At 70.5% G+C, this 20,580-nt stretch carries 16 protein-coding genes; 12 read left to right on the top strand and 4 right to left on the bottom strand.

Going from position 1 to position 20,580, the window contains the following annotated elements; translation table 11 throughout:
- Positions 1 to 53: 53 nt before the first annotated feature.
- Both A3CQ_RS0136825 and A3CQ_RS0136820 read right to left on the bottom strand, forming a co-directional pair.
- Complete coding sequence (locus A3CQ_RS0136825) at positions 54 to 2,990, bottom strand: helix-turn-helix transcriptional regulator (RefSeq protein ID WP_020515971.1); 2,937 nt, start codon at positions 2,988 to 2,990, stop codon at positions 54 to 56.
- 214 nt (positions 2,991 to 3,204) lie between these two features.
- Positions 3,205 to 3,915, bottom strand: coding sequence for an SDR family oxidoreductase (locus A3CQ_RS0136820; protein WP_020515970.1), 711 nt, complete (start codon positions 3,913 to 3,915; stop codon positions 3,205 to 3,207).
- A 58-nt stretch (positions 3,916 to 3,973) separates the two neighbouring features.
- On the opposite strand from A3CQ_RS0136820, the gene A3CQ_RS0136815 reads away from it, so the two are divergent.
- The 4 genes from A3CQ_RS0136815 (at position 3,974) to A3CQ_RS0136800 (ending at position 7,242) form a co-directional block, all read left to right on the top strand.
- Positions 3,974 to 4,336: a MerR family transcriptional regulator gene (locus tag A3CQ_RS0136815; protein WP_020515969.1), complete on the top strand. Its 363-nt coding sequence runs from the start codon at positions 3,974 to 3,976 to the stop codon at positions 4,334 to 4,336.
- 78 nt (positions 4,337 to 4,414) lie between these two features.
- On the top strand, positions 4,415 to 5,095 hold the full coding sequence (locus A3CQ_RS0136810; protein ID WP_020515968.1) for a response regulator transcription factor: 681 nt from the start codon (positions 4,415 to 4,417) through the stop codon (positions 5,093 to 5,095).
- Between the two features lie 3 nt (positions 5,096 to 5,098).
- Positions 5,099 to 6,424, top strand: coding sequence for an ATP-binding protein (locus tag A3CQ_RS0136805; RefSeq protein WP_020515967.1), 1,326 nt, complete (start codon positions 5,099 to 5,101; stop codon positions 6,422 to 6,424).
- 35 nt (positions 6,425 to 6,459) lie between these two features.
- Positions 6,460 to 7,242, top strand: coding sequence for a hypothetical protein (locus A3CQ_RS0136800; protein WP_020515966.1), 783 nt, complete (start codon positions 6,460 to 6,462; stop codon positions 7,240 to 7,242).
- A gap of 18 nt (positions 7,243 to 7,260) precedes the next feature.
- On the opposite strand, the gene A3CQ_RS55390 is transcribed toward A3CQ_RS0136800, so the two are convergent.
- Positions 7,261 to 7,926, bottom strand: a complete 666-nt coding sequence (locus tag A3CQ_RS55390; RefSeq protein WP_063713649.1) for a TetR/AcrR family transcriptional regulator — start codon at positions 7,924 to 7,926, stop codon at positions 7,261 to 7,263.
- 54 nt (positions 7,927 to 7,980) lie between these two features.
- Between A3CQ_RS55390 and A3CQ_RS0136790 the strand changes: the two genes are divergently transcribed.
- The 8 genes from A3CQ_RS0136790 to A3CQ_RS0136760 all read left to right on the top strand — a co-directional run bounded on the left by A3CQ_RS0136790 (position 7,981) and on the right by A3CQ_RS0136760 (position 15,720).
- Positions 7,981 to 8,460 (top strand): methyltransferase family protein, encoded by a 480-nt coding sequence (locus A3CQ_RS0136790; protein WP_063713648.1) that lies wholly within the window; start codon positions 7,981 to 7,983, stop codon positions 8,458 to 8,460.
- 103 nt (positions 8,461 to 8,563) lie between these two features.
- Positions 8,564 to 9,526, top strand: coding sequence for an ABC transporter ATP-binding protein (locus A3CQ_RS0136785; protein WP_020515963.1), 963 nt, complete (start codon positions 8,564 to 8,566; stop codon positions 9,524 to 9,526).
- Positions 9,527 to 9,606: 80 nt separating this feature from the next.
- Positions 9,607 to 11,148, top strand: a complete 1,542-nt coding sequence (locus A3CQ_RS0136780; protein WP_211216748.1) for an ABC transporter permease — start codon at positions 9,607 to 9,609, stop codon at positions 11,146 to 11,148.
- A gap of 212 nt (positions 11,149 to 11,360) precedes the next feature.
- On the top strand, positions 11,361 to 11,744 hold the full coding sequence (locus tag A3CQ_RS59670) for a nitroreductase family deazaflavin-dependent oxidoreductase (protein ID WP_157296788.1): 384 nt from the start codon (positions 11,361 to 11,363) through the stop codon (positions 11,742 to 11,744).
- 95 nt (positions 11,745 to 11,839) lie between these two features.
- Positions 11,840 to 12,373, top strand: coding sequence for a TetR/AcrR family transcriptional regulator (locus tag A3CQ_RS0136775; protein ID WP_020515961.1), 534 nt, complete (start codon positions 11,840 to 11,842; stop codon positions 12,371 to 12,373).
- Between the two features lie 152 nt (positions 12,374 to 12,525).
- Complete coding sequence (locus A3CQ_RS0136770) at positions 12,526 to 13,542, top strand: SDR family oxidoreductase (protein WP_020515960.1); 1,017 nt, start codon at positions 12,526 to 12,528, stop codon at positions 13,540 to 13,542.
- Positions 13,543 to 13,718: 176 nt separating this feature from the next.
- A complete protein-coding gene (locus A3CQ_RS0136765; RefSeq protein ID WP_020515959.1) occupies positions 13,719 to 13,925 on the top strand; it encodes a hypothetical protein in 207 nt (68 codons plus the stop codon).
- A 217-nt stretch (positions 13,926 to 14,142) separates the two neighbouring features.
- Entirely contained in the window at positions 14,143 to 15,720 is a 1,578-nt protein-coding gene (locus tag A3CQ_RS0136760; RefSeq protein WP_026206621.1) for a pectate lyase family protein, read from the top strand.
- Positions 15,721 to 15,764: 44 nt separating this feature from the next.
- Here A3CQ_RS0136760 and A3CQ_RS55385 read toward each other — a convergent pair whose 3' ends face one another.
- Positions 15,765 to 20,576, bottom strand: coding sequence for a diguanylate cyclase (locus tag A3CQ_RS55385; RefSeq protein WP_063713650.1), 4,812 nt, complete (start codon positions 20,574 to 20,576; stop codon positions 15,765 to 15,767).
- Positions 20,577 to 20,580: the final 4 nt, after the last annotated feature.

The following is a 20,580-nucleotide window of genomic DNA, read 5'->3' as shown; positions in this document are numbered from 1 at the left end:
TCATGGAGCCATGCTCGGGCGGAACGAGCAGCCTTAGCTATTAAGCAGATACGTCAATCTTCTTCGGCGAACACGCCGGCCTCGACCGCCTTGACCGCGAGCGCGGTCCGGGAGCTCACCTTCAACTTGCGCATCGCCGCGCGCAGCTGTTGATCCACAGTGGCCGGCGACTTGGACAGGATCCGGCTGATCTGCCGGTTCGTCTTGCCGGCGACGACCAGCTGGACCACGTCGAGCTCGCGAGGGGAGAGCTGGTCCCCGTAGCCGCGCCGGCCGCCGCGCCACAGTCGCGGGACCTCGGCGCCGTGCTCGCGAAGCCGCTGGGCGACCCGGTCCGCGTCGCCGCGGGCGCCCAGCCGGAACAGTTGCTCGTACTGCGCCGCCAGCAGCTCGCGGCCGGGCTCGATCCGGCCCTGCGCGATGAGCGCCTCGGCTTGTCGCTCACTGGCGCGCATGGCGTCGTAGGGGCGCGGCAAGGCGCTCCACGCGCGTGCCGCCCGCTCGTAGGCCGTCGCCGCCCGAGTGAGATCTCCGGCTGATGCGTGCAGCAGGGCTCGGCACACGGCGAGCGCGGCGCGAGGCGCGGGGGCCGTACGGCCACGCAGTCCTCGGGCGAATTGGTCGACCAGGCGGGTCGCGGCCGTCGGGTTGCCGACGGCGAGCAGCGCCTCGATCCGGGCGGGAACGAGGTCCGTCGCCCAGATCCAGACGCCCTTTCGCTGGACGGTGTCCATCGGCTCGTCGGTGATCCGTAGCGCCCGGCGGCTGTCGCCGTCGGCCAGCCACAGCCGGGCCAGCGCGGCGGCGGCCTCCATCGTGTCGTCGGCCGCGCCGAGCCGGGCCGACTCCTCCAGGACCAGCCGGAACTGCTCCTCCGCGGCCCGCCGCCGGCCGGCCGCGGCCGCCAGCCGGGCCGCGAGCCGTACGCTGCCGAGGTAATGCGCCGGCCGATCCCGGTCGGCGTCGGCGAGAGCCGCGCTCGTCTCCGCGAGACCATCCCACCGGCCGGTGTTCCAGGCCAGGTTGGCCTGTTCGAGCCGGACGTTGTGCTGTAACCGCGACGCCTGCTCGGACTCGGCGAGGCGCATGGCCACGGCGAGGTGTTCCTCGGCGTCGGCGTATCGGCCCCAGATCAGCGCCCCGGTACCGACATTGACGTGGATGCGGGCCACGTCGATGCGCTCCGCCGCCGTCGTGCCGTCGACGGGCAGGCCGGCGACGACCTCCCAGGCCTCCTCCTCACCCAGCATCAGCAACGCCGCGGCCCGGTTCCCGGCCAGGTTCAGACGCTGCGCGGGGGAGTCGATCTGGGCGGTCAGTTCAGCGGCGCGATCCAGCCAGCGCCGATGGGTCGAGGCCGGCCACGGTCCGGCGTACGCCCAGCCGAGGTAGGTCATCGCCCGAGCCGCCTCGACCGGGTCGTGGTCCAGGTTGGCCACCGCCTGCTCCAGCTCGCTCAGAGCGGCCTGCGCCTCGCCCCCGGTGATCAGGAGCCGGCCCAGGGGGTTGCGGATCTCGGCCTGCTCGCGGGCGGAGAGGCCGGGGGTTTCCAGCACCGAGCGCAGGGTACGGATCACGCGGTGGTAGACCTCGTCGACCGGTTCACGACGGCGCAGCGCGGCGACTCCGGCGTTGCGCGCGATGCGCGCCCGGTCCGCCGGCGGCAGCACGGCCCACGACAGCAGATCGACCAGCAGGTCGACCGCCTTGGTGTGGTCACCCGAAGCGATAGCCAGCTCGGCGGCCTGCTCGGCGTACCGCGCCCAGGAACTCGTCTCGCCGGCCTCGCGGAAATGGTGCGCCAGACGCGCCACGGGCGGGGGGTTCAGGTGTTCCAAGGCCCGGCCGGCCAGCAGGTGGAAGTGTCTGCGGTCGGTCAACGGGATCGCTTCGTAGACCGCGGTGGCGGCCAGCACATGCCGGAACCGCCACTGGCCGCGGTCGTCTGCGTCCAGGACGCCGGCGGCGGCCGCCTCCGCGATGGCGTCCCGGCATGCGGCCTCCGACAGGTCGGCGGTCATCGCGATCGTCGCCACCGAGGACCGCTCGGCCAATGTGGCCGCCGCGCGCAGCACCTGCTGTGCCGTCCGCGACAGACGGCTCACCCGCTCCCGGGTGGAGTCGCGCACCGTCGGCGGGACCTGCAGCTCGCGAAGCTTCAACCGGACCCACTGCCCGTCGCGGAAGACGAGGTCGGCACGGTCGTACATGAGGCGGACCGACTCCTCCAGGGCCAGCGGAACGCCGCCGGTCCGATCGTGCATGAAGGTCGTGAACTCCTCCGAGATCGGGTTGCCGTCCAGCATCGAGGACACCAGCGCCGCCGTGTCGCCGGGCAGCATGGGCGCCAGGGCGATCCTCAGCTGGGTCACGCCGGCCGGCAACCGGGACGTCAGCCGCAGCAACAGCGAGCCGTCGTCCACCTCTTCCGGCCGATAGGAGATCACCAGGCTGGGCCCGTCCGACTGCTGCCGGGAGATCAGGAACAGCAGGAACTCCAGGGTTACCTCGTCGGCCCAGTGCGCGTCCTCGAGAACGAGAACGTCGACCTCCAGAGCCCGCAGCAACTCGTCCAGGGCACGGAACAGGCGATGCCGGGCCGCCCTCGCATCGTCCAGGGGCGGCAATGCGGGCGGGAGGTTCGAGGACCATTCCGGGAACAGGGGCCGTAACGCGCCCGCCAGCTCGGTGAGCCGCGAGCTCGGCACCGGACGCTCGATCCCATGGAACGCGTCGACGATCGGCCCCAACGTCAGCGATTCACGAAGCGGTGGGCACACCGACACCAAGGCGGTGCGCTGGTACGGCGCGGCCAGCCATTCGCGCAGCAGCCGACTCTTGCCGATCCCCGCCTCGCCCTCCACCAGCACGATCGCCGGAGGCCGGGACAGGGCGCCCCGCAGCGCCGCCATCTCCCGATCGCGGCCGACGAAACGCGGCGTGGAAACGGCCGGTGAGGTCCCGTCGTCCTCAGGCGAGGGATCGAGCATGCGTGATGGTCTCGCTTTTCGGCGCCCCGGCACAAGACCATCGCCACGCTCGACTGCCTGCCCTTCGCCAGCGCGACGGAGGTCCGGAACGGAATGACGGAAGCGCGCACGGGCCAGCGGCGAGCAGGCTCGGCGGCCGGGGTCGAGTTGCCGCCGGCGGGATCGGCGCTGTTCACGGTTCGACAACCCAGCCACTGTGCAGCGGCGTGTGGTGTCAGCCGAAAAGGGCGGCCGGGATGTCGGCGTAGAAGAGGGCGGGGTCGCGGGAGAGGGAGGCCTTGACGTTGGCGGTGGGGGTGTCGGCGATTACTTCGAGTTTGCCCGCTTCCAGGCCGTCGAGGGCGATGGTCACCACCACGTGGGGAGGGAGCTTGGGGATGTCGTAGGCGGCCATCATGTCGGTGTCGGCTATCGCCAGCGCGAGGGCGGTGACCTGGGTCTTCTGGTCGGCCAACTCGAGTCGGACGCCGTTGGTGAGAGACCATTCCGCGGCTTTGGACGCGGCGTAGCCGTTGCTGGCGGGGGCGAAGGCGTACCAACTCAGGGCCGAGATGACGTTCAGGATGGCGCCGCCGGCAAGTCTGGGGGCGAAGGCACGGGTGACGTTGAGGGTGCCCCAGAAGTTGGTGTCGAATTCGCGGCGGATGTTGTCTTTTGAGGGGCCGAGCAAGGGGGCGTTGGTCGAGATGCCGGCATTGTTGATGAGAATGTCGAGGTCGCCTACCTCGGCCGCTGCGGCGCCGATGGACGCCGAGTCGGTGATGTCCAATGGGAGGCGGACGACGCCCGGGATGTCGATGCGGTCGGGGTTGCGAGCGGTGGCGTAAACGGTGGAGGCGCCGCGGGCGAGGAGGGCCTCGGCGAAGGCCTTGCCGAGGCCGCGGTTGGCGCCGGTGACGAGAGCTTTTGTGCCGTTGATCTGCATGCCGCTACGCTAAAACCTCACGTTGACGTCAGAGGCAAGTATTGCGAGGTGGGTCACTGTGCGGATCGGGGACCTGGCGACCAAGACGCGGGTGAGTGTGCGGGCGCTGCGGTACTACGAGGAGCAGGGTCTACTGGCCTCGATGCGTAGCCAGAGCGGGCAGCGGCTCTATGGGGATGCGGCGGTCAACCGCGTACGGCTGATTCAGCAGTTGTACGGCGCGGGACTGTCCAGCAAGACGATCGCGGAGCTCTTGCCGTGCGTGGACGCCCAGGTGAGCACGCCGGAGTCGCGGGAACGGCTGATGGCGGAGCGGGATCGGATCAACACCCAGATCGCCGAGCTGATCATCGCCCGGGACAGGCTCAACGACATCATCGACGTGACATCGAGGCCCAACCCGGAGTGTGACTACGTGTGAGCACGGGTTCCCGGGCGAACCGTAACGTTTAAGCTGGGATTCGGGCTCGCGGTGGGAGAATCCGGCCGGGAGGGCGCCATGCGGCTGCTGCTGGTCGAGGACGAGCGCCGGTTGGCGGCGTCGCTCAAGCGTGGCCTGTCCGGTGACGGGTTCGCCGTCGATGTCGCCGCGGACGGGATCGACGGGCTCTGGCGTGCGCGCGAGCATCCGTACGACGCCATTGTTCTGGATCTTATGCTGCCCGGCCTCAACGGGTTCCGGTTGTGCCGGACCCTGCGGGCCGAGGCGAACTGGACGCCGATCCTGGTGCTCACCGCCAAGGACGGCGTCGACGACCAGGTGGAGGCGCTCGACACCGGCGCCGACGACTACCTGACGAAGCCGTTCGCGCACGCGATCCTGGTGGCCCGGCTGCGCGCGCTGCTGCGCCGGGGCGCACCACGCCGGCCGGCGGTGTTACGGGTCGGCACCCTGACCCTCGACCCGGGACGCCGCCGGGTCTGGCGCGGTCCGGAGCGGCTGGAGCTGACCGCCCGCGAGTTCTCGGTGCTTGAATTCCTCGCTCGCAACGCCGGGCAGGTGCTGTCGAAGCGGGACATCCTCGCGCACGTGTGGGACGACGACTTCGAGGGCGACCCCGGCATCGTCGAGGTGTACCTGCGCTACCTGCGGCGCAAGGTGGACCTTCCGTTCGGGCGGCACGACCTGGAAACCGTCCGCGGTAGCGGCTACCGCCTACGCCTACCGGAGGACGCCTGATCGATGGGCGGGATGCGGGGCCGGACCACCGCCGCGGCCGCGGCGGTTGTCGGCGTCGCGCTCGCGCTCGGCGGCCTGGTGCTCGTGTTCGCGCTCCGGCTCACCCTGACCGGCCAGGTGACCGACACCGCCCGGCTGCGGGCAGCCGCGATCGTCGAGCTGCTCGACGCCGGCTCCGCCCCCGCCGACCTGACCCTTGCCGACGAGGAGGACTGGCTGGCACAGGTCGTCAACGCCGACGGGTTCGTGGTCGCGGCCACTCCCCGGCTGGCCGGTCGCCCTCCGGTCGCCCACCTGCATGCCGGCGACACCGCACGGGTACGCAGTTTGCCGGCCAGCGACGGGTGCCCGTGCCTGCTGCTGGCCACCCCGGCGGCCGGCGGCCGGTACGAGGTACTGGTGGCGCAGACCATGGATCCCATCACCGAGGGCACCACGGTCCTGATCCTGCTGCTGACCGGCGGGATCCCGATACTGGTCGCCGTCACGGCGACGACCACGTGGATGGTGGCCGGCCGAACCCTCGCGCCCGTCGAGGCGATCCGGCGGCGCGTCGGAGAGATCACCGAACGAGACCTGACCCGGCGGATCCCGCAGAACGCCGGCGACGACGAGATCGCGCGGCTGGCCGGCACGATGAACGAGATGCTGGCCCGGCTCGAGCACGCGCAGAACCGGCAGCGTCGCTTCGTCTCCGACGCCTCACACGAACTGCGCAGCCCACTGACGACGGTGCGGCACGAACTGGAGGTCGCCCTCTCCGACCCGGATGCCGTCGACGTGTCCAGGCTGGCCGCGGACCTGCTGACCGAGACGCTACGGCAGCAGTCGCTGGTGGACGACCTGCTGGCGCTGGCTCGGGCCGACGAGGCCGGCTCCGGCCCGTCGGCGACGGTCGATCTGGACGACCTCGTCTTCGCCGAGGCGCGCCGGATCCGTGACCATGCCGGCATCACGGTCGACACCCGAGGCGTCGGCGCGGGCCGGGTCCTCGGTGACCCGGCCGGGCTGTCACGGATGCTGCGGAACCTCGTCGACAATGCACAGCGGCACGCCCGCTCGGCGATCCGGCTGCGGCTGAGCGAGCGCGACGGCGGCGTACGCCTCACGGTCGCCAACGACGGACCGCCGATCGCGCCGGAGCATCGCGCCCAGATCTTCGAACGGTTCGCCCGCCTGGATGACGCGCGGACACGCGACGATGGCGGAGCAGGCCTGGGCCTTGCGATCGTGGCCGCGATCGTCGCCGCACACCGGGGCACGGTCCACGTCGAAACCGAGGACGGGTGGACCCGATTCGTCGTCGAGCTTCCCGCGGTGACCGATTAAGCGTGGGTTAGGCGGACGCGACCTACCGTCCCACCATGCACACCACCTTTTACGCCGCCCCGGCCGTGCTGGTCCTGGCACTGGCGGGATGCACACACAAGGCGTCCGTCAGCGATCAGCCGGCCGCGCTCCCGACCGGCAACCAGCCGGTCGCCCTCGACCCGGCCGACTTCACAGCGGACATCACCCACCCGTACTGGCCGATGACGGCCGGCACCCGGTGGACCTACCGCGAGGTCGACGAGGAAGGCAACACCCTGACGACCACCGTGATCGCTACAGGCACGACCCGCAAGCTCGCCAATGGGATCACCGCGCGCGTGGTTCGCGACACCGTCCGCAGTGCCGGCACCATCCTCGAGGACACCGTCGACTGGTACGCCCAGGACCGTGCCGGAAACCTGTGGTACCTCGGCGAGGACACCGCCGAGTTCGAGAACGGCACGGTGACCAGCCGAGCCGGTTCCTTCGAGGCCGGGGTTGACGGCGCCCTCCCCGGCGTCATTCTCCCGGCCGCCCCGGCCTCCGGCATGCGATACCGGCAGGAGTACTACCGGGGTCATGCCGAGGACAACGGCGAGATCCTGAGCAGCGGCGAAATCGCCGAGGTGCCGCACGGCCTGTTCCGGGACGCGGTGCTCACCAAGGACACCAACCCGCTGGAGCCCAACGCCCTGGAGTACAAGTTCTACGCCCGGGGTGTCGGCCCAGTCCTGACCCTCGACGTAGCCGGCGGAACCGGCCGCGAGGAGCTCGTCACGGTCGACCGCGCCCCGGCCGCCGCCGGTACCGGCCCGCTCGGTCGCCCCCACCCGTGAAACCCCACCGCGCCACCGTTACGTCCGACGGCCATTCCCCGACGCCGGCGCTATGAGCAGCGCCGCTGCGACAGTGTCGACGTACCAACGATGGAAACGCTCGGCCGGCCAGCCGCGTTGGCGTACCAGCCAGTCGTAATTGCGTACGTCCATGGCCAGCCACAGCACGTCGGCCGCGGTTTCGACGGTGTGTTCCGGCCGCACCTCGCCGGTCGCGATCAGATCGGCGGCGAACCCGGCCATGCCGTTGCGCCGATCGTCGAGATTCTTGCGCCAGATCTCCGCGGCCTCGGTGTCGGCGGTTGCGGCGTTGGCGAGAGCGAGCATCACCTGGGCCTGGCGGGCGTGGACTTCGACGAGGTGCCGGGCATAGCGATCAAGTTTCGCGCGGGCGCCGGTCAGCTCCCGGATCTCTGCGACGAACTGACGCTGCGGTAACGCCACGGGCTCGTCGTCGCCCGCCACCGTGACGTCGACAAGCGTCGAAAGGATGGCCTGCTTGCTGCCGAACGTCTTGTACACGGTCTGGATCGCGACTCCGGCCTCGGCCGCAATGGCCGTCAACGGGGTGGCCGCATACCCGGGCTCGACGAACATGGTCGCGGCCGCATCCAGTATCGCCTGACGCGTCTGCTGGGCCTGCGCTTGTCGATGTGCCGACTCGTACCGTCTCTTGACAGCCACCGTGCGATTGTAGTGCTCTATTGGATAGAGTTTGACTCTACTGAAGGAGCAACGATGGCGACCAGCGCAGAAGCGCAGCACGGCGCACGAGTGATCTTCATACCTCCGCCTCTGTATTACGCCGCCGGTTTGGCCGGAGGTATGGCGGTCAACAGCGTGGTCTCCCTTCCGCTGGGCGGCCGTCCCGCTACCGCGATCGCCGGGGCGGTCATCGTCGCTTTCGGGCTGGTGGCGGCCGTTGCCGGTGTCGCCGCCGTGATCCGGCACCGCACCACGATCGTGCCGCACCACCCGGTCACGACCCTGCTCACCGATGGCGTCTACCGGCTGTCCCGTAACCCGATGTACACCGGACTGGCCGTCGTCTACCTCGGCCTGGCGCTGCTGTTCGGTTCCTGGTGGCCGTTGGCGCTCCTGCCGCTCGTGCTTGTCGCCGTACGCCAATTGGTGATCCGTCCCGAAGAGCGATACCTCGCGCGGCGATTCGGTCGGACCTACGCCGACTATCGGTCCCACGTACGCCGGTGGCTCTAGCGACGGATCTCGCCCATGGGCCATAGGTCGTGTCCGCGGTGACGTTCGGTCCTGTCCCATCGCGCCTGACGGTGCTGGACTCGGCATAGGGATGAGGGCCGCCGTGAAGCTCGTCATCGAGGAAGTGATACCCGTGGCGACCGCAATAACGATCTCAGGGCTGGTGAAGGACTTCGGCCCCCGGAGCAGAGCCCTGGACGCACTCAATTTGCAGGTCCGGACGGGTGAGGTGCACGGGTTCCTCGGGCCGAACGGCGCCGGGAAGACCACGACGATCCGCGTGTTGCTGGGCATGCTGCGCGCCGACGCCGGTCGCGTTTCCGTGCTCGGTGGCGACCCGTGGCGTGACGCGGTGGCGCTCCATCGGCGTCTGGCCTATGTGCCGGGCGAGGTGAACCTCTGGCCCAATCTCACCGGCGGCGAGGCGATCGACCTGCTCGGCGATCTGCGGGGAGGACTGGACGCGGATCGTCGCGAGGCGTTGCTGGAGCGGTTCCAGCTCGACCCGACGAAGAAGATCCGTGCCTATTCGAAGGGCAACCGGCAGAAGGTCGCCCTGGTGGCGGCGTTCTCCTCCGACGTCGAGCTCTATCTGCTCGACGAGCCCACATCCGGCCTGGACCCACTGATGGAATCGGTCTTCCAGGACGTGGTGCAGGAGCTGCGCGCCGCCGGCCGCAGCATCCTGCTCTCCAGTCACATCCTGTCGGAGGTGGAGGCGCTGTGCGACCGGGTCACGATCATCCGGGCCGGACGCGCTGCCGAGAGCGGGACCTTCGATGAGCTCCGCCACCTCACCCGTACGTCGGTGGTGGTCGACACCGCTGTGCCGCCGACGTCGGTGGCGCGGTGGCGCGGCGTGCACGACGCCCGCGTGCACGACAGTCACGCCGAGTTCAGCGTCGACCCCGGCGAGTTGAACAACGTGCTCGAGCATCTCGTCGGACTCCAGGTCAGGTCGATGATCACGTCACCGCCCACGCTCGAAGAGCTGTTCAAGCGGCATTATGGCGAGGACACCGTGCCTGCCCGCGGGAGCGGTGCCGAGGTGGTGACGAGTCGATGAATGGCTTTGCCGGCACCGGGCGGCTGGTCCGACTCGCGCTGTGGCGCGACCGGCTCGTCATACCGGCCTGGGTGCTCGGTATGGGCGCCTTTCTCGTTGCGACCACAGCGATGTTCCAGGAGCAGTACGCCCGGCATCCCGCGCTGTTGGAGCCGGACACCCGGATCGTCGTCGAGAACCCGGGGATGCGAGTGCTCGGGCTGGTGACAGGTCCCCACGTCGGGGGCTACACATTGCACCGCGACGCCCTGGTTCTGGCTGTGCTCGCCGCCATGATGAGCGTGCTCGCGGTCGTCCGGCACACCCGTCAGGCCGAGGAACTCGGCCGTGAGGAGATGCTGCGTGCCGGTGCGGTCGGCCGCTACTCGTCGCTGATGGCGGCGGTGATCGTCGCGCTGGCGGCGAACCTGGTGCTGGCCGCGCTGCTCGGCCTCGGCATGGTGGTCGCGGGTCAGCCCGTTGCCGGGTCTGTGATCGCCGGCGCCTCGATCGCCTCGGTAGGCATCGCCTTCACCGGTGTCGCGGCGGTGACGGCACAATTGTCCTCGACCGCGCGCGGCGCGACCGGCCTCTCCAGCGCGGCGCTCGGCCTAGCCTTCCTGCTCGCGGCACTGGGCAACATGCTCGGGACCGTGGACTCCGCCGCCCTGCGGGTCACGAGCGCCTGGCCGGCCTGGCTGTCGCCGATCGGCTGGGGCCAGCAGATGCGGCCCTTTGCCGACAACCTGTGGTGGCCGCTGGGTCTCTCGTTGCCGGCGACGACTGTCCTCTTCGGAATGTCGGTCGTCCTCGCCGGCCGACGCGACGTCGGTCGAGGGCTGTTGCCCGAGCGCCGGGGAGCTCCCCATGCGACTCCGGCGTTGTCGAGCCCGATCGGCCTGGTCCGGCGGCAGCAGCGGGCGGTGCTACTGGGCTGGGCGATCGGCCTGCTGGGCTTCGGTCTGGTGTTCGGTGCGCTGAGCGCCCAGATCGAGGGGCTCGAGGGCGAGGCGACGGAGTGGTACGCCGCTTTCGGCGGCGACGCCGGCCTGCTCGGCGCCTACTGGGCCTCCATGATGCAGATTGCTGGAATGGCCGTGGCGGTCTATGTCGTCACGCTCCTGCTTCGCCTGCACCACGACGAGGCACAGGGCATGCTGGAGTCGGTCCTCGGCACCGCTGTCTCCCGGCTTCGCTGGCTGGGCGCGTACGCCGTCAACGCGCTGGTCGGCGCGACGCTCCTGATCCTGGTCTTCGCGACGGCAATGGGCGTTACGGGCGGTCAGGCGCTCGGCGGCACCGTGTCGCTCCTGCGTGATCTCTTCGGTGCGGCGCTTGTCCAGCTGCCCGCCATCGGCACGCTCGGCGCCGCGGTCGTCGTCCTGATCACGGCGCTGCCGCGATGGTCGGTCGGTCTGTCGTGGGCACTGACGGTGTTCACGATCTTCGCCGGCCCGATGTTCGGCCCTTCGCTGGATTTGCCGACCTGGTTGCTGGACCTGTCGCCCTTCACGCACGTACCCAACGCACCGGCCGAAGCCGTGGGCGTCGGACCGATCCTGGGCCTCGGCCTGACGTGCGCGCTCCTTGCGGTCGCCGGAATGAGCCTCTTGCGCCGGAGGAACCTCACATTGCCGGCATGAGGACAACCAGGCTCTCTGATCGGCGTGACCGGGACCCGCCGGCCATGTGACGAGGGGTGACTTCTCCACCAAGGGATCACGTCCCGGATTCGAGAGGCGGCCGGCTCTTGCCCGACGACCCGTCCGGACTTGACCGTGGGAAGTGTCGATACCCGTGACACATTGCGCCGAGGCAGGTGTTCATGCCATTTCCGCGGATACTGACCAGGGGCATGCGCGGCCCGATGAATCGGATGATGTTGCGTCTCGCCGGTCATGCCGCCTTCGCTGACCTGGAGCACGTCGGGCGTCGCTCCGGACGAGTCCATCACACGCCGGTCCGGGCGTTCCGCGTGGGCGACACGGTGGTCATCGGTCTCAACTTCGGGCGCCGGTCGGACTGGTTCAAAAATGTGACGAAAGCCGGCAACTCCCGGATCCGACTTCGCCAGGAGTATCTGGAGCTGGGTGCCCCGCGCGTAGTGCCGGTCGAAACCGGAACGCGAGGAATTCCGCGGCTTTTCCGATATGGGCTTCGCTTTGTGGCGCGCACCGAGGAATGTGTTGTGCTGCCCATTACGTCGACCTGGCCGGCCCGCAGCGAACAGAAGTCCTGACCTGACGGTCGCTCGCCGGCCTGCTGCTCCTCTATCGTTTCGGAGAGGTCTCCATATAAGTTGGTGGCCACCTCGCCGGACAGCAGGGAGATGGCATGGTGCGCTCTGACGCTCGCGAGAACCGGGCCCGCATCCTGGCGGCCGCCCGGGAGGCGTTCGCCGAGGACGGCGACACCTCGATGAATCAAGTCGCGCAGCGGGCGGGTGTCGGACCGGGCACGCTCTATCGCAACTATCCGTCCCGGGAGGCGCTCATCCTGGCCATCTACCAGGGCGAGGTCGATCAGCTCATCGGTTCGGTGTCCGGGCTGCTCGCCGTGCTGGCGCCGCTGGAGGCGCTGCGGCGCTGGACGACCGACCTGGTGGACGCCATGCGCAAGAAGCACGCGCTCGGCGCCGCCCTCAGCCCGGACGCGCACAAATCGATCACCGAGCAGACCTACGGTCCGGTGATCGCTGCGATCACTGAGCTGTTCGAGGCCGGCAAGCGCGACGGCAGCATCCGCGCCGACGCCGAGCCCGGTGACTTCCTGCAGCTCACCGGCGCCCTATGGCGGGCTGCGGCGGACCGGTCGCAGCCCATGCTGGCGCTGATCCTCGACGGGCTCGACGCGCGTCGGCGCCGCTGACGTCCTTCCCAGGGCAAGCGCATGACCCTCCCGTCGGCCCGCGCGCGGGCCTTCTCCGGTTAAGCGGAGATATCTCCAGTTGCCCTTGCTAAGTGGAGAGGTCTCCACTAGCGTGGGCGTTACGCGAGGCGGACACCCCTGGAGGACGAGAGATGGCTGACGTTCTGGTGACCGGCGGGTCCGGCTACATCGGCGGCTGGTGCACGCTGGCGCTGCTCAATGCCGGGTACTCGGTACGCACGACTGTGCGCGACCTGGAACGTGAGCCGCAGGTACGCGCGATGGTGCGACGCGGCGGCGCGGACTCGGGCGCGAGTCTTCGCGTGCTGCGGGCTGACCTGCGGCACGACGGGGGATGGCGCGAGGCGGTGGCCGGCTGCGACGCGGTCCTGCACGTCGCGTCGCCCACGCTGACCCAGGTGCCGCGCAACGAGGACGAGATGGTCCGCCCGGCCATCGACGGCACGTTGCGTGTGCTGCGCGTGGCCCGCGACGCGGGTGTGCGACGCGTGGTCATGACCTCCGCGATCGGCGCGATCGCCTATGGTCACCCGCCGCGCGGCATCCCGTTCACCGAGAACGACTGGACCAACGTGGACGCCGCAATCGCCCCGTACCAGAAATCGAAGACTCTTGCCGAGCGAGCGGCCTGGGACTTCGTGGCCGACGAGGGCCGGGGCCTCGAACTGGCCGTGATCAATCCGACGGCGGTGCTCGGCCCGGTCCTCGGCCCCGACTACTCGCCATCGCTCAATGCCATCGCCCGCATGCTGGACGGGTCGATGCGGACGCTGCTGAAGTTCGCCTCGGGCTACGTCGACGTGCGTGACGTCGCGTCGCTGCACGTGCTCGCGATGACCGAGCAAGCCGCCGCGGGTGAACGGTTCATCGCGACCTCGGGCCACAGTTTGTGGCAGCGTGACATCGCTGCCGTCCTGCGCGAGCGGCTCGGCGACCGGGCGGCCAAGGTGCCCACGCGAGAAATGCCTCTGTGGGTCGCGCGTGGACTGGCCCGGGTCAACCCACAGATGCGTACCCTTCGCCTGCTGCTGGGTCGCAACCTCGACGCGACATCCGCAAAGGCCGAGCACATGCTCGGCTGGAAGGCCCGCCCGATCGAGGACACCATCGTCGAGACGGCCGAGAGCCTGCTCGCTCTCCCGCGGTGACGTCTTCTACCGGACCTGGGCATCCGGCCCGTTCGCGCTGATCTGGCCGAGGTTCGTGTCCAGTTGTGCGCTGACCGTTTCGGCCGATCATCACCCTCGCCCCGGCCGTCAGCCCGTGGCTGCCGACAAAGCTGGCGGCCGCTGGACGTTCGCCGTCGTGGGCATGGCTGTCCGGTGTGGAGAAGCTGACCGGTCGTCATTGGTCCTGGGCGGCCGGCCTGCTGCTCGGGCTCGGTCAGATGGTGTGGATCGCGCTGGAGCTCGCCTATCTTCCGGACAACTCGGCCCTTCAGGTGGTCTACGGCACGACCGGGCTGCTGCTGGTTCTCCTGCCGGTGCTGCCGGCCGTGCGCCGCCACCTCGTCGCGCCCGCCACCCGGTAGGCCGGCGATGACCGCGCGGACGCCGTGCTGCGCACTTGATTCGACGGCACCGTTCGGGCCCGGGTGGCGGGGCGGCCGCTCGGGGGCTTTGGTCTTGCCTTTTTCATGGACGCATCTCTATTCTCGCACAGGAAAGCGCTTTCCTGTCTCGTGGGACGTCGGCCGCCGCCGGCGGGCGACAGGTCCGCAAACGGTTTGACGAGGAAGCGAGGCGAGGATGAGACGATCAGTCACGCTGCGGGTCTTGACGGCCCTGGCCACGGGTGCCGTCGGTGCCGCGGTCGCCGTCGGGCTGCCGTCCCTGGAGGCTTCGGCCGCCGCGGTCGGCACGCCCACCGGGTACGCGTCCATGAACGGCGGGACGACCGGCGGCAACGGTGGGGCGACCGTGCGGGCCACCACGGGGACGCAGATCCACCAGGCCCTGTGCAGCCGGGCCAGCAGCAGCACCCCGATCACCATCGAGGTCGAAGGCACGATCAACCACGGCAACACGACGAAGGTCTCCGGCGACAGCTGCAACACGGCCGCCGACAAGATCGAGCTGAAGGAGATCAGCAACGTCACCATCATCGGCACCGGCGGCGGCGCCGTGTTCGACCAGCTCGGCATCCACATCCGCGATTCGAGCAACATCATCATCCAGAACGTGACGGTCCGGAACGTGAAGAAGTCGGGCTCGCCCACCTCCAACGGCGGCGACGCCATCGGCATGGAGAGCACGGTCCGCAACGTCTGGGTCGACCACGTCAACCTGGAGGCGTCCGGCGGCGAGGACGCGGGTTACGACGGCCTGTTCGACCTCAAGGACGACGTGCAGTACGTGACGTTGTCCTACGCGTACCTGCGGAACTCGGGACGCGGCGGCCTGATCGGCTCGAGCGAGAGCGACACCGGGAACAGCTTCATCACGTTCCACCACAACCGCTACGAGAACATCGATTCGCGTACGCCGCTGCTGCGCGGAGGTATCGCGCACATCTACAACAACTTCTACTACAGCCTGAACGAATCGGGCATCAACTCGCGGGCCGGCGCCCGGGCCAAGGTGGAGAACAACTACTTCCAGAACTCGATGAACGTCCTCGGCACGTTCTACACCGACGCGGCCGGGTACTGGCAGGCATCCGGGAACATCCTCGACAACGTGACCTGGTCGAGCCCGGACTCCGAGACCAACCCGGCCGGACCGAGCATGCCGTCCAACACCACGGTCAGCGTGCCCTACTCCTACCGGCTGGACGGCGCGTCCTGCGTGCCGGACATCGTGCGCCAGACCGCAGGCGCCAACACCGGCATGCGTACGTCGAACGGCAGTTGCACCGCCACCAACCCGCCGACCACCCAGCCCACCACGCCGCCCACGACCCGCCCGACCACGACGCCGCCGACGACCACGCCCACGACGCCGCCCACCCAGCCGAGCGGGACGAACCTGAGCCTGGCCTCGGGCGCGGGCGCCGACGGCTCGAGCAAGGGGAGCGGGACCAGCTACGGCAACGTCAAGGACGGCAACATCGGCACCTATTGGTCGCCGAACGGCACCACCGGCTCCATCTCGATCAAGTGGGGCTCGGCCACCACGGTGTCCCGCATCAACATCCGCCCGGCGAGCGGCAGCGGCACGATCGGCTCCTACCGGGTCCTCAACGCCGACACCGGCGCGGTCCTGAAGACCGGCACCGGCTCGGGAGTCATCACCTTCGCGGCCACGTCGCTCAAGAAGGTCACGTTCGAGATCCAGAGTGCGTCGGGCACGCCGCAGATCGGCGAGTTCGAGACGTACGCGTCCTGACCGCACAGAGAGCCGCCGTCCTCGACGGCGGCTCTCCGTCAGGATCAGCCGAGAGGCAGGAGCCCGGCCCCGCCGAGCTGGACCTGATTGCGGCCCAGGTCCTTCGCGCGGTAAAGGCCGGAGTCGGCATCGGCGGTCAGGTCGCCGGCCGTACGGGTGGCCGACGGCACCTCGCAGCTCACGCCGACGCTGACCGTGACCACGCCGGACGATGCCGCCGGATGGGGTTGTCCGAGCGCGTGCACGGCCCGCTGGATGCGTTCGGCGATCTCGGTCGCGCGGTCCGGTCCCGCGCCGGGCATGACCACGGTGAACTCCTCGCCTCCGTAGCGGGCGACGAAGCCGTCCTGCCGTACGGCCGCGACTATGGTCTGGGCCGTCAGGCGCAGGCAGTTGTCGCCCGCGGCGTGCCCGAGCCGGTCGTTGTAGAGCTTGAAGTGGTCGATGTCGATCATCGCGACGGCGAGCGGCTCGGCCCGGCCGGCGGCGGCCTGCCAGGCGGTTCCGAGCTCGGCGTCGAGCTTGCGGCGGTTCGGGATGCCGGTCAGCGGGTCGGTGTCGCTGAGGATCTCCAGCCGGCTGTTGGCCAGACGCAGCTGTTCGGTACGTTCGGCCACCTTCTGCTCCAGCGAGGCGTAGAGCGCGGCGTTCTCCATCGACACCATGAGCTGGCCGGCGATGATCCGGACCGCGTCGAGCCGGTCCTCGGTGAACGTGCCGCGCCACAGCCGGTTCTCCAGCAGCAGCATCGCGCGCGGCCGGCCCTGCGACTGGACGGTGACGGCCAGCGCGGCGCAGAGGTCCTGGCCGTCGAAGTACGGGTCCTGCGCGAACCGCGGATCGTCGACCGCGTTGTCGAGCACCAGCGGCTCACGGGTCCGCTCGGCGTACCGGACGATCGTCAGCGGGACCCGGTCGGCGGTGATCGCCGTACGGCCGTCGGTCCAGTCGCCGTCCCGGTCGTCGCGGGTCAGCAGATGGACGGTGGTCGCGCCGGTCAGGGCGGTCAGGATCTCCACGACGCGGTGGCGCAGGTGGTCGAGGTTCGTCTCCGAGCTGAGCGCCCGGGATGCCTTGACCACGGCCATCAGGTCGACCGCCTCGGACGCGAAGGTGGCGGAGGCGCCGATGCTGGCGGCGTGGGCCGGGCCGCGCCGCTCGCGCAGAAACGGGAACTCGCGTTCCTGGGCGCGGACCTTGGCCGTCGCACCCCAGTCGCGCCAGTGGTCCTGGGCGTCCCGCATGAGCCAGTGCCCGACGTACTCCATCCCGATTTCCAGGTGGAAGCGGGCCGCGCGCTCGGCCACGTACGCGTGCAGCCAGGGACGACGACGGCGCGCGACCTCCCGCAGGGCCGCGTCGAACAACGCCGCCGCGGCCGGGTCGCCGGCCGTCCAGGCCCGCTCGGCGTCGAGCAGGAGAGCCATGGCCCGGAAGTTGGCCGGGGAGTCCTCGGCCCGGGCGCCGAGCCATTCGCGGATCGTGTCCGCCTCGTCGAGCTGCTTCTCGGCCAGCAGGGCCAGCCCGCGTACGAGCTCGGCCGTGGCGGTGAAGTAGTTGCCGGCGATGAAGGGCAGCGTCGCGGCGATGTCCGAGGCCTGCTCGGCGACCTCGCCGAACAGCAATGCGGCCAGCGCCCGGGTGACGTGCCGATAGGCGGCCGCCATCGGATTGCCGGCCGGCTCATCGCCGTCGGCAGCAGGTGAAGGGCCGTCGGCAGCCGATGAAGGGCCGTCGGCGGCCGGTGAAGGGCCGTCGACCAGCGCCCGGTGAAGGGCCGCGAACTCGGCCATGATCGCCGCGTTCTGGTCGTTGGCGACCTTCGCCGTGAAGGCGGTCGCCCGGGCCAGCTCGGCCTGGAACGCTGGCAGGGTGGGGGCGCAGTCGAACAGCGCCGGCACGGTCGTGTGCGAGGTGAAGCACGCGAACGCCAGGTCTCCGCCGTGCACCAGCCGCTCGTGTGCCCGCCGGGCCAGGTCGACGCTGCGTTCGACCGGCTCCGACCAGTGCACGGCGCTGACCGAGGCGAGGAAGCCCGCGATGGCGCCCTCGGAGTCCCATCCGCGCGCCTCGCCGACCGCTTCGAGATGCCGGAGCACGTGGTACCCGGTCCGGTAGTCGTCGCGGAACCGGATCGCGGCGATGCCCGAGTGGGCGAGCGGGACGACCAGGGCGGCGGCCGGCCCGTGCTCGGTCCAGATCTGGCGGGCCGCGCTGATCAGCCAGACCATCACCGGCTGATCGCTGAAGAACGCGGGCGGCATCATCCGGGCGATCAGATGGCATGCGGCGACCGTCTCCGGCCGGGAGGCGTCCGGCCGCCCGGCCTCGTCGGACAGCCGCGCGGCCCAGTCGGCGAGCTCGGTGAGCCGGGCGCGGATCCGCCGGCGCAGGTCGTCCGCGTCGGGCACGCTCACGCCGAGCCGCCGGAGCAGGCCCATGCCGAGCTCCAGGGCGTCGGTCGCCCGCCCGCGGACGGTCAGGCTCTCGATCTGGACGCCGGCCGGCTCGGCGAGCGCGACCGGATCGAGCCGTCCGGCCAGGCCGGCGTAGAGGACGTCGGCCTCGGGGAGCCGGCCGAGGCTGTAGAGCGCCCGGTGCCGGTCGATGAGCAGCCGGTTCAACAGATCCGGATCGGCATCGGTGCAGAGCGGGATCGCGGCGGTCAGGTACTGCTCGGCCACCGGATAATTGATCATGCGGAGGGCGGCGGCGGTGGCCCGCAGCAGCTCGGCGACATTCCGGCGCTCGGCCGGGTCGGCCAGCAGACCGGCCGCCGGCAGGTACTGCTGGGCGGCCACCGAAGCGTGCTCCCGATGGCCGGTCAGCCGCCGGGCGAGGACGAGGTGGAACAGCCGCCGGCCCCGGGCCGGGATCAGCCGGTACGCGGCCTGCTGCACGCGGTCGTGCCGGAACCGCACGTCCCGGTCCGCGCCCTCGGCGTCCAGCACCACGAGCCCGTCCTCGAGGGCCGGCGCCAGCAGCTCGGTCACCTGGTGGGCGGGCACACCGAGGGCGATGGCCAGCAGCTCCGGCCCGGTCTGGCCGCCGAGCGCGGCCATCACCGTCAGCAACCGCCGCGACCGGCGGGGGAGCCGGGCGAGCCGGCCGATCAGCAGGTCGCCGATGTCCCGGTCGCCGACCCAGTTGCGGACGGCCCGGGTGTCCCAGCGCCAGCCGTCGTCGGAGGGGGCGAGGACGCCGTCCAGCCGCAGGCCGTTGATCAGCTCCACGGTGTCGAACGGGTTGCCGGCCGTCCGCGGCGCGATCGCGGCCGCCAGATCGGCGGCTCGTTCGGCCGGCATCCGCAGCGTCTCGGCCAGCAACACGGAAAGGTCGTCCGGCGGCAGGTTCTCGAGGTGCATCTCGGTTGGCGCGGGCTCGAGGCGCTGCCACCGGGACAGCACCGCGGCGAGCGGGTGGGCCGCGTCGACCTCCTCCTCGCGGTACGCGCCGATGAGCAGCAGCCCGGGCAGGTGCTCGTCGGTCAGCAGCATCTCCAGGAACGCGATCGGGGTCGCCGCCGCCCACTGAAGGTCGTCGACGACCATGACCAGCGGCCGGGTCGGCGAGACCGCGACCCGGGTCAGCGCCAGCACGCCCTGGAACAGCCGGCCCTGTATTTCGGCCTGGTCGCCCTTCGGCTGCTCGGGCGCCACGTCCAGCAGCGCGCCGAGCTCCGGGATCACTCCCGCGACCAGCCCGGCGTTGGTGCCCAGCGCCGGCACGAGGGTGCCGCGCAGCCGGGCCAGATCGGCCTCGCTCTCACCGAGCAAAAGCCTCACCAGCGCCCGGTACGCCCCAGCAACCGCGTCCGATGAGGGGTCCTGGCGGTACTGGTCGAACTTGCCGGTGACGAACCAGCCGCCGGCCGCGGTGACGACCTGCCGCAGCTCGTTGATCAGCACGGTCTTGCCGACCCCGGACGGGCCGCTGACCAGCAGGCCGCGTACCCGTCCGGCCAGGGCCTCGTCGAAGGCGTGGCGGAGCTGGGCGATCTCGGTGTCGCGGCCGACCGGACGCGAGGGCGGGAGCAGCCGCTGCGGGAAGTCGAAGGCGCCCAGCTCGAGCGACTCGTCGCCGGCGTGGGCCAGGTCGTAGGCGCAGCCGTCGGCGCTCTGGTAGCGGCGGTCCGGCTCCTTCTCCAGCAGCCGGTCGATGATCTTCGCGAGCGCCGGCGGTACGTCCGGGTTCAGGGCGGTGACCGGCTCGGGGCGCCGGGCCAGGTGCTCGTGCAGCAGCTGGAGCGGGTCGGTGCTGGTGAACGGCGGGCGGCCGGTCGCCATCTCGTACAGGGTGGCGCCGAACGCGTACAGGTCGGAGCGCCGGTCCACCGCCCGGCCCGTACGGCCGGTCTGCTCGGGCGCAAGGTACGCGAGCGTACCCACCACCTGGTTCTGATGAATGAAACCGGGCCGCTCCTCGGCGGCCGTGGTGGCGAGCTCGAAGTCGATGAGCACCGGGCCGTCCGCGGTCAGCAGGACGTTGGCCGGGTTGATGTCCTTGTGGACCACGCCGCACGCGTGCACGGCCGCGATGATCCGGGCGAGCCGGACGGCGATCTCGAGGATCTCGTCGGCCGGCGGACGGCCCCCGCTCAGCCGCTCGGCGAGGGTGCGGTTCCCCTCGTCGACCAGGAGCAGGTGGGTGTCGGCGGACGGCAGCTCGGCCAGCCGCGACACGCCCTCGACACCGGCCAGGCGTCGCAGGATGTCGTGCTCGCGCCGGCAGCGCTCGGCGGCGTCGGCGCCCCTGAGCTCCTTACGGATCAGGCTCGGGTGCTCGCTCGAACCACCGACCCGGGCTATCCGGGTACGTGCGGTCTCGTAGAGCACCTCGACATCGGCGTCCGGCATCGGC

The sequence above is a fragment of the Paractinoplanes globisporus DSM 43857 genome (assembly GCF_000379645.1).
In the GTDB taxonomy this organism is placed as follows: Bacteria; Actinomycetota; Actinomycetes; order Mycobacteriales; family Micromonosporaceae; genus Actinoplanes; species Actinoplanes globisporus.
Note: the sequence above shows the minus strand (reverse complement) of the source record. Positions and strands in the feature narration are given on the sequence as shown.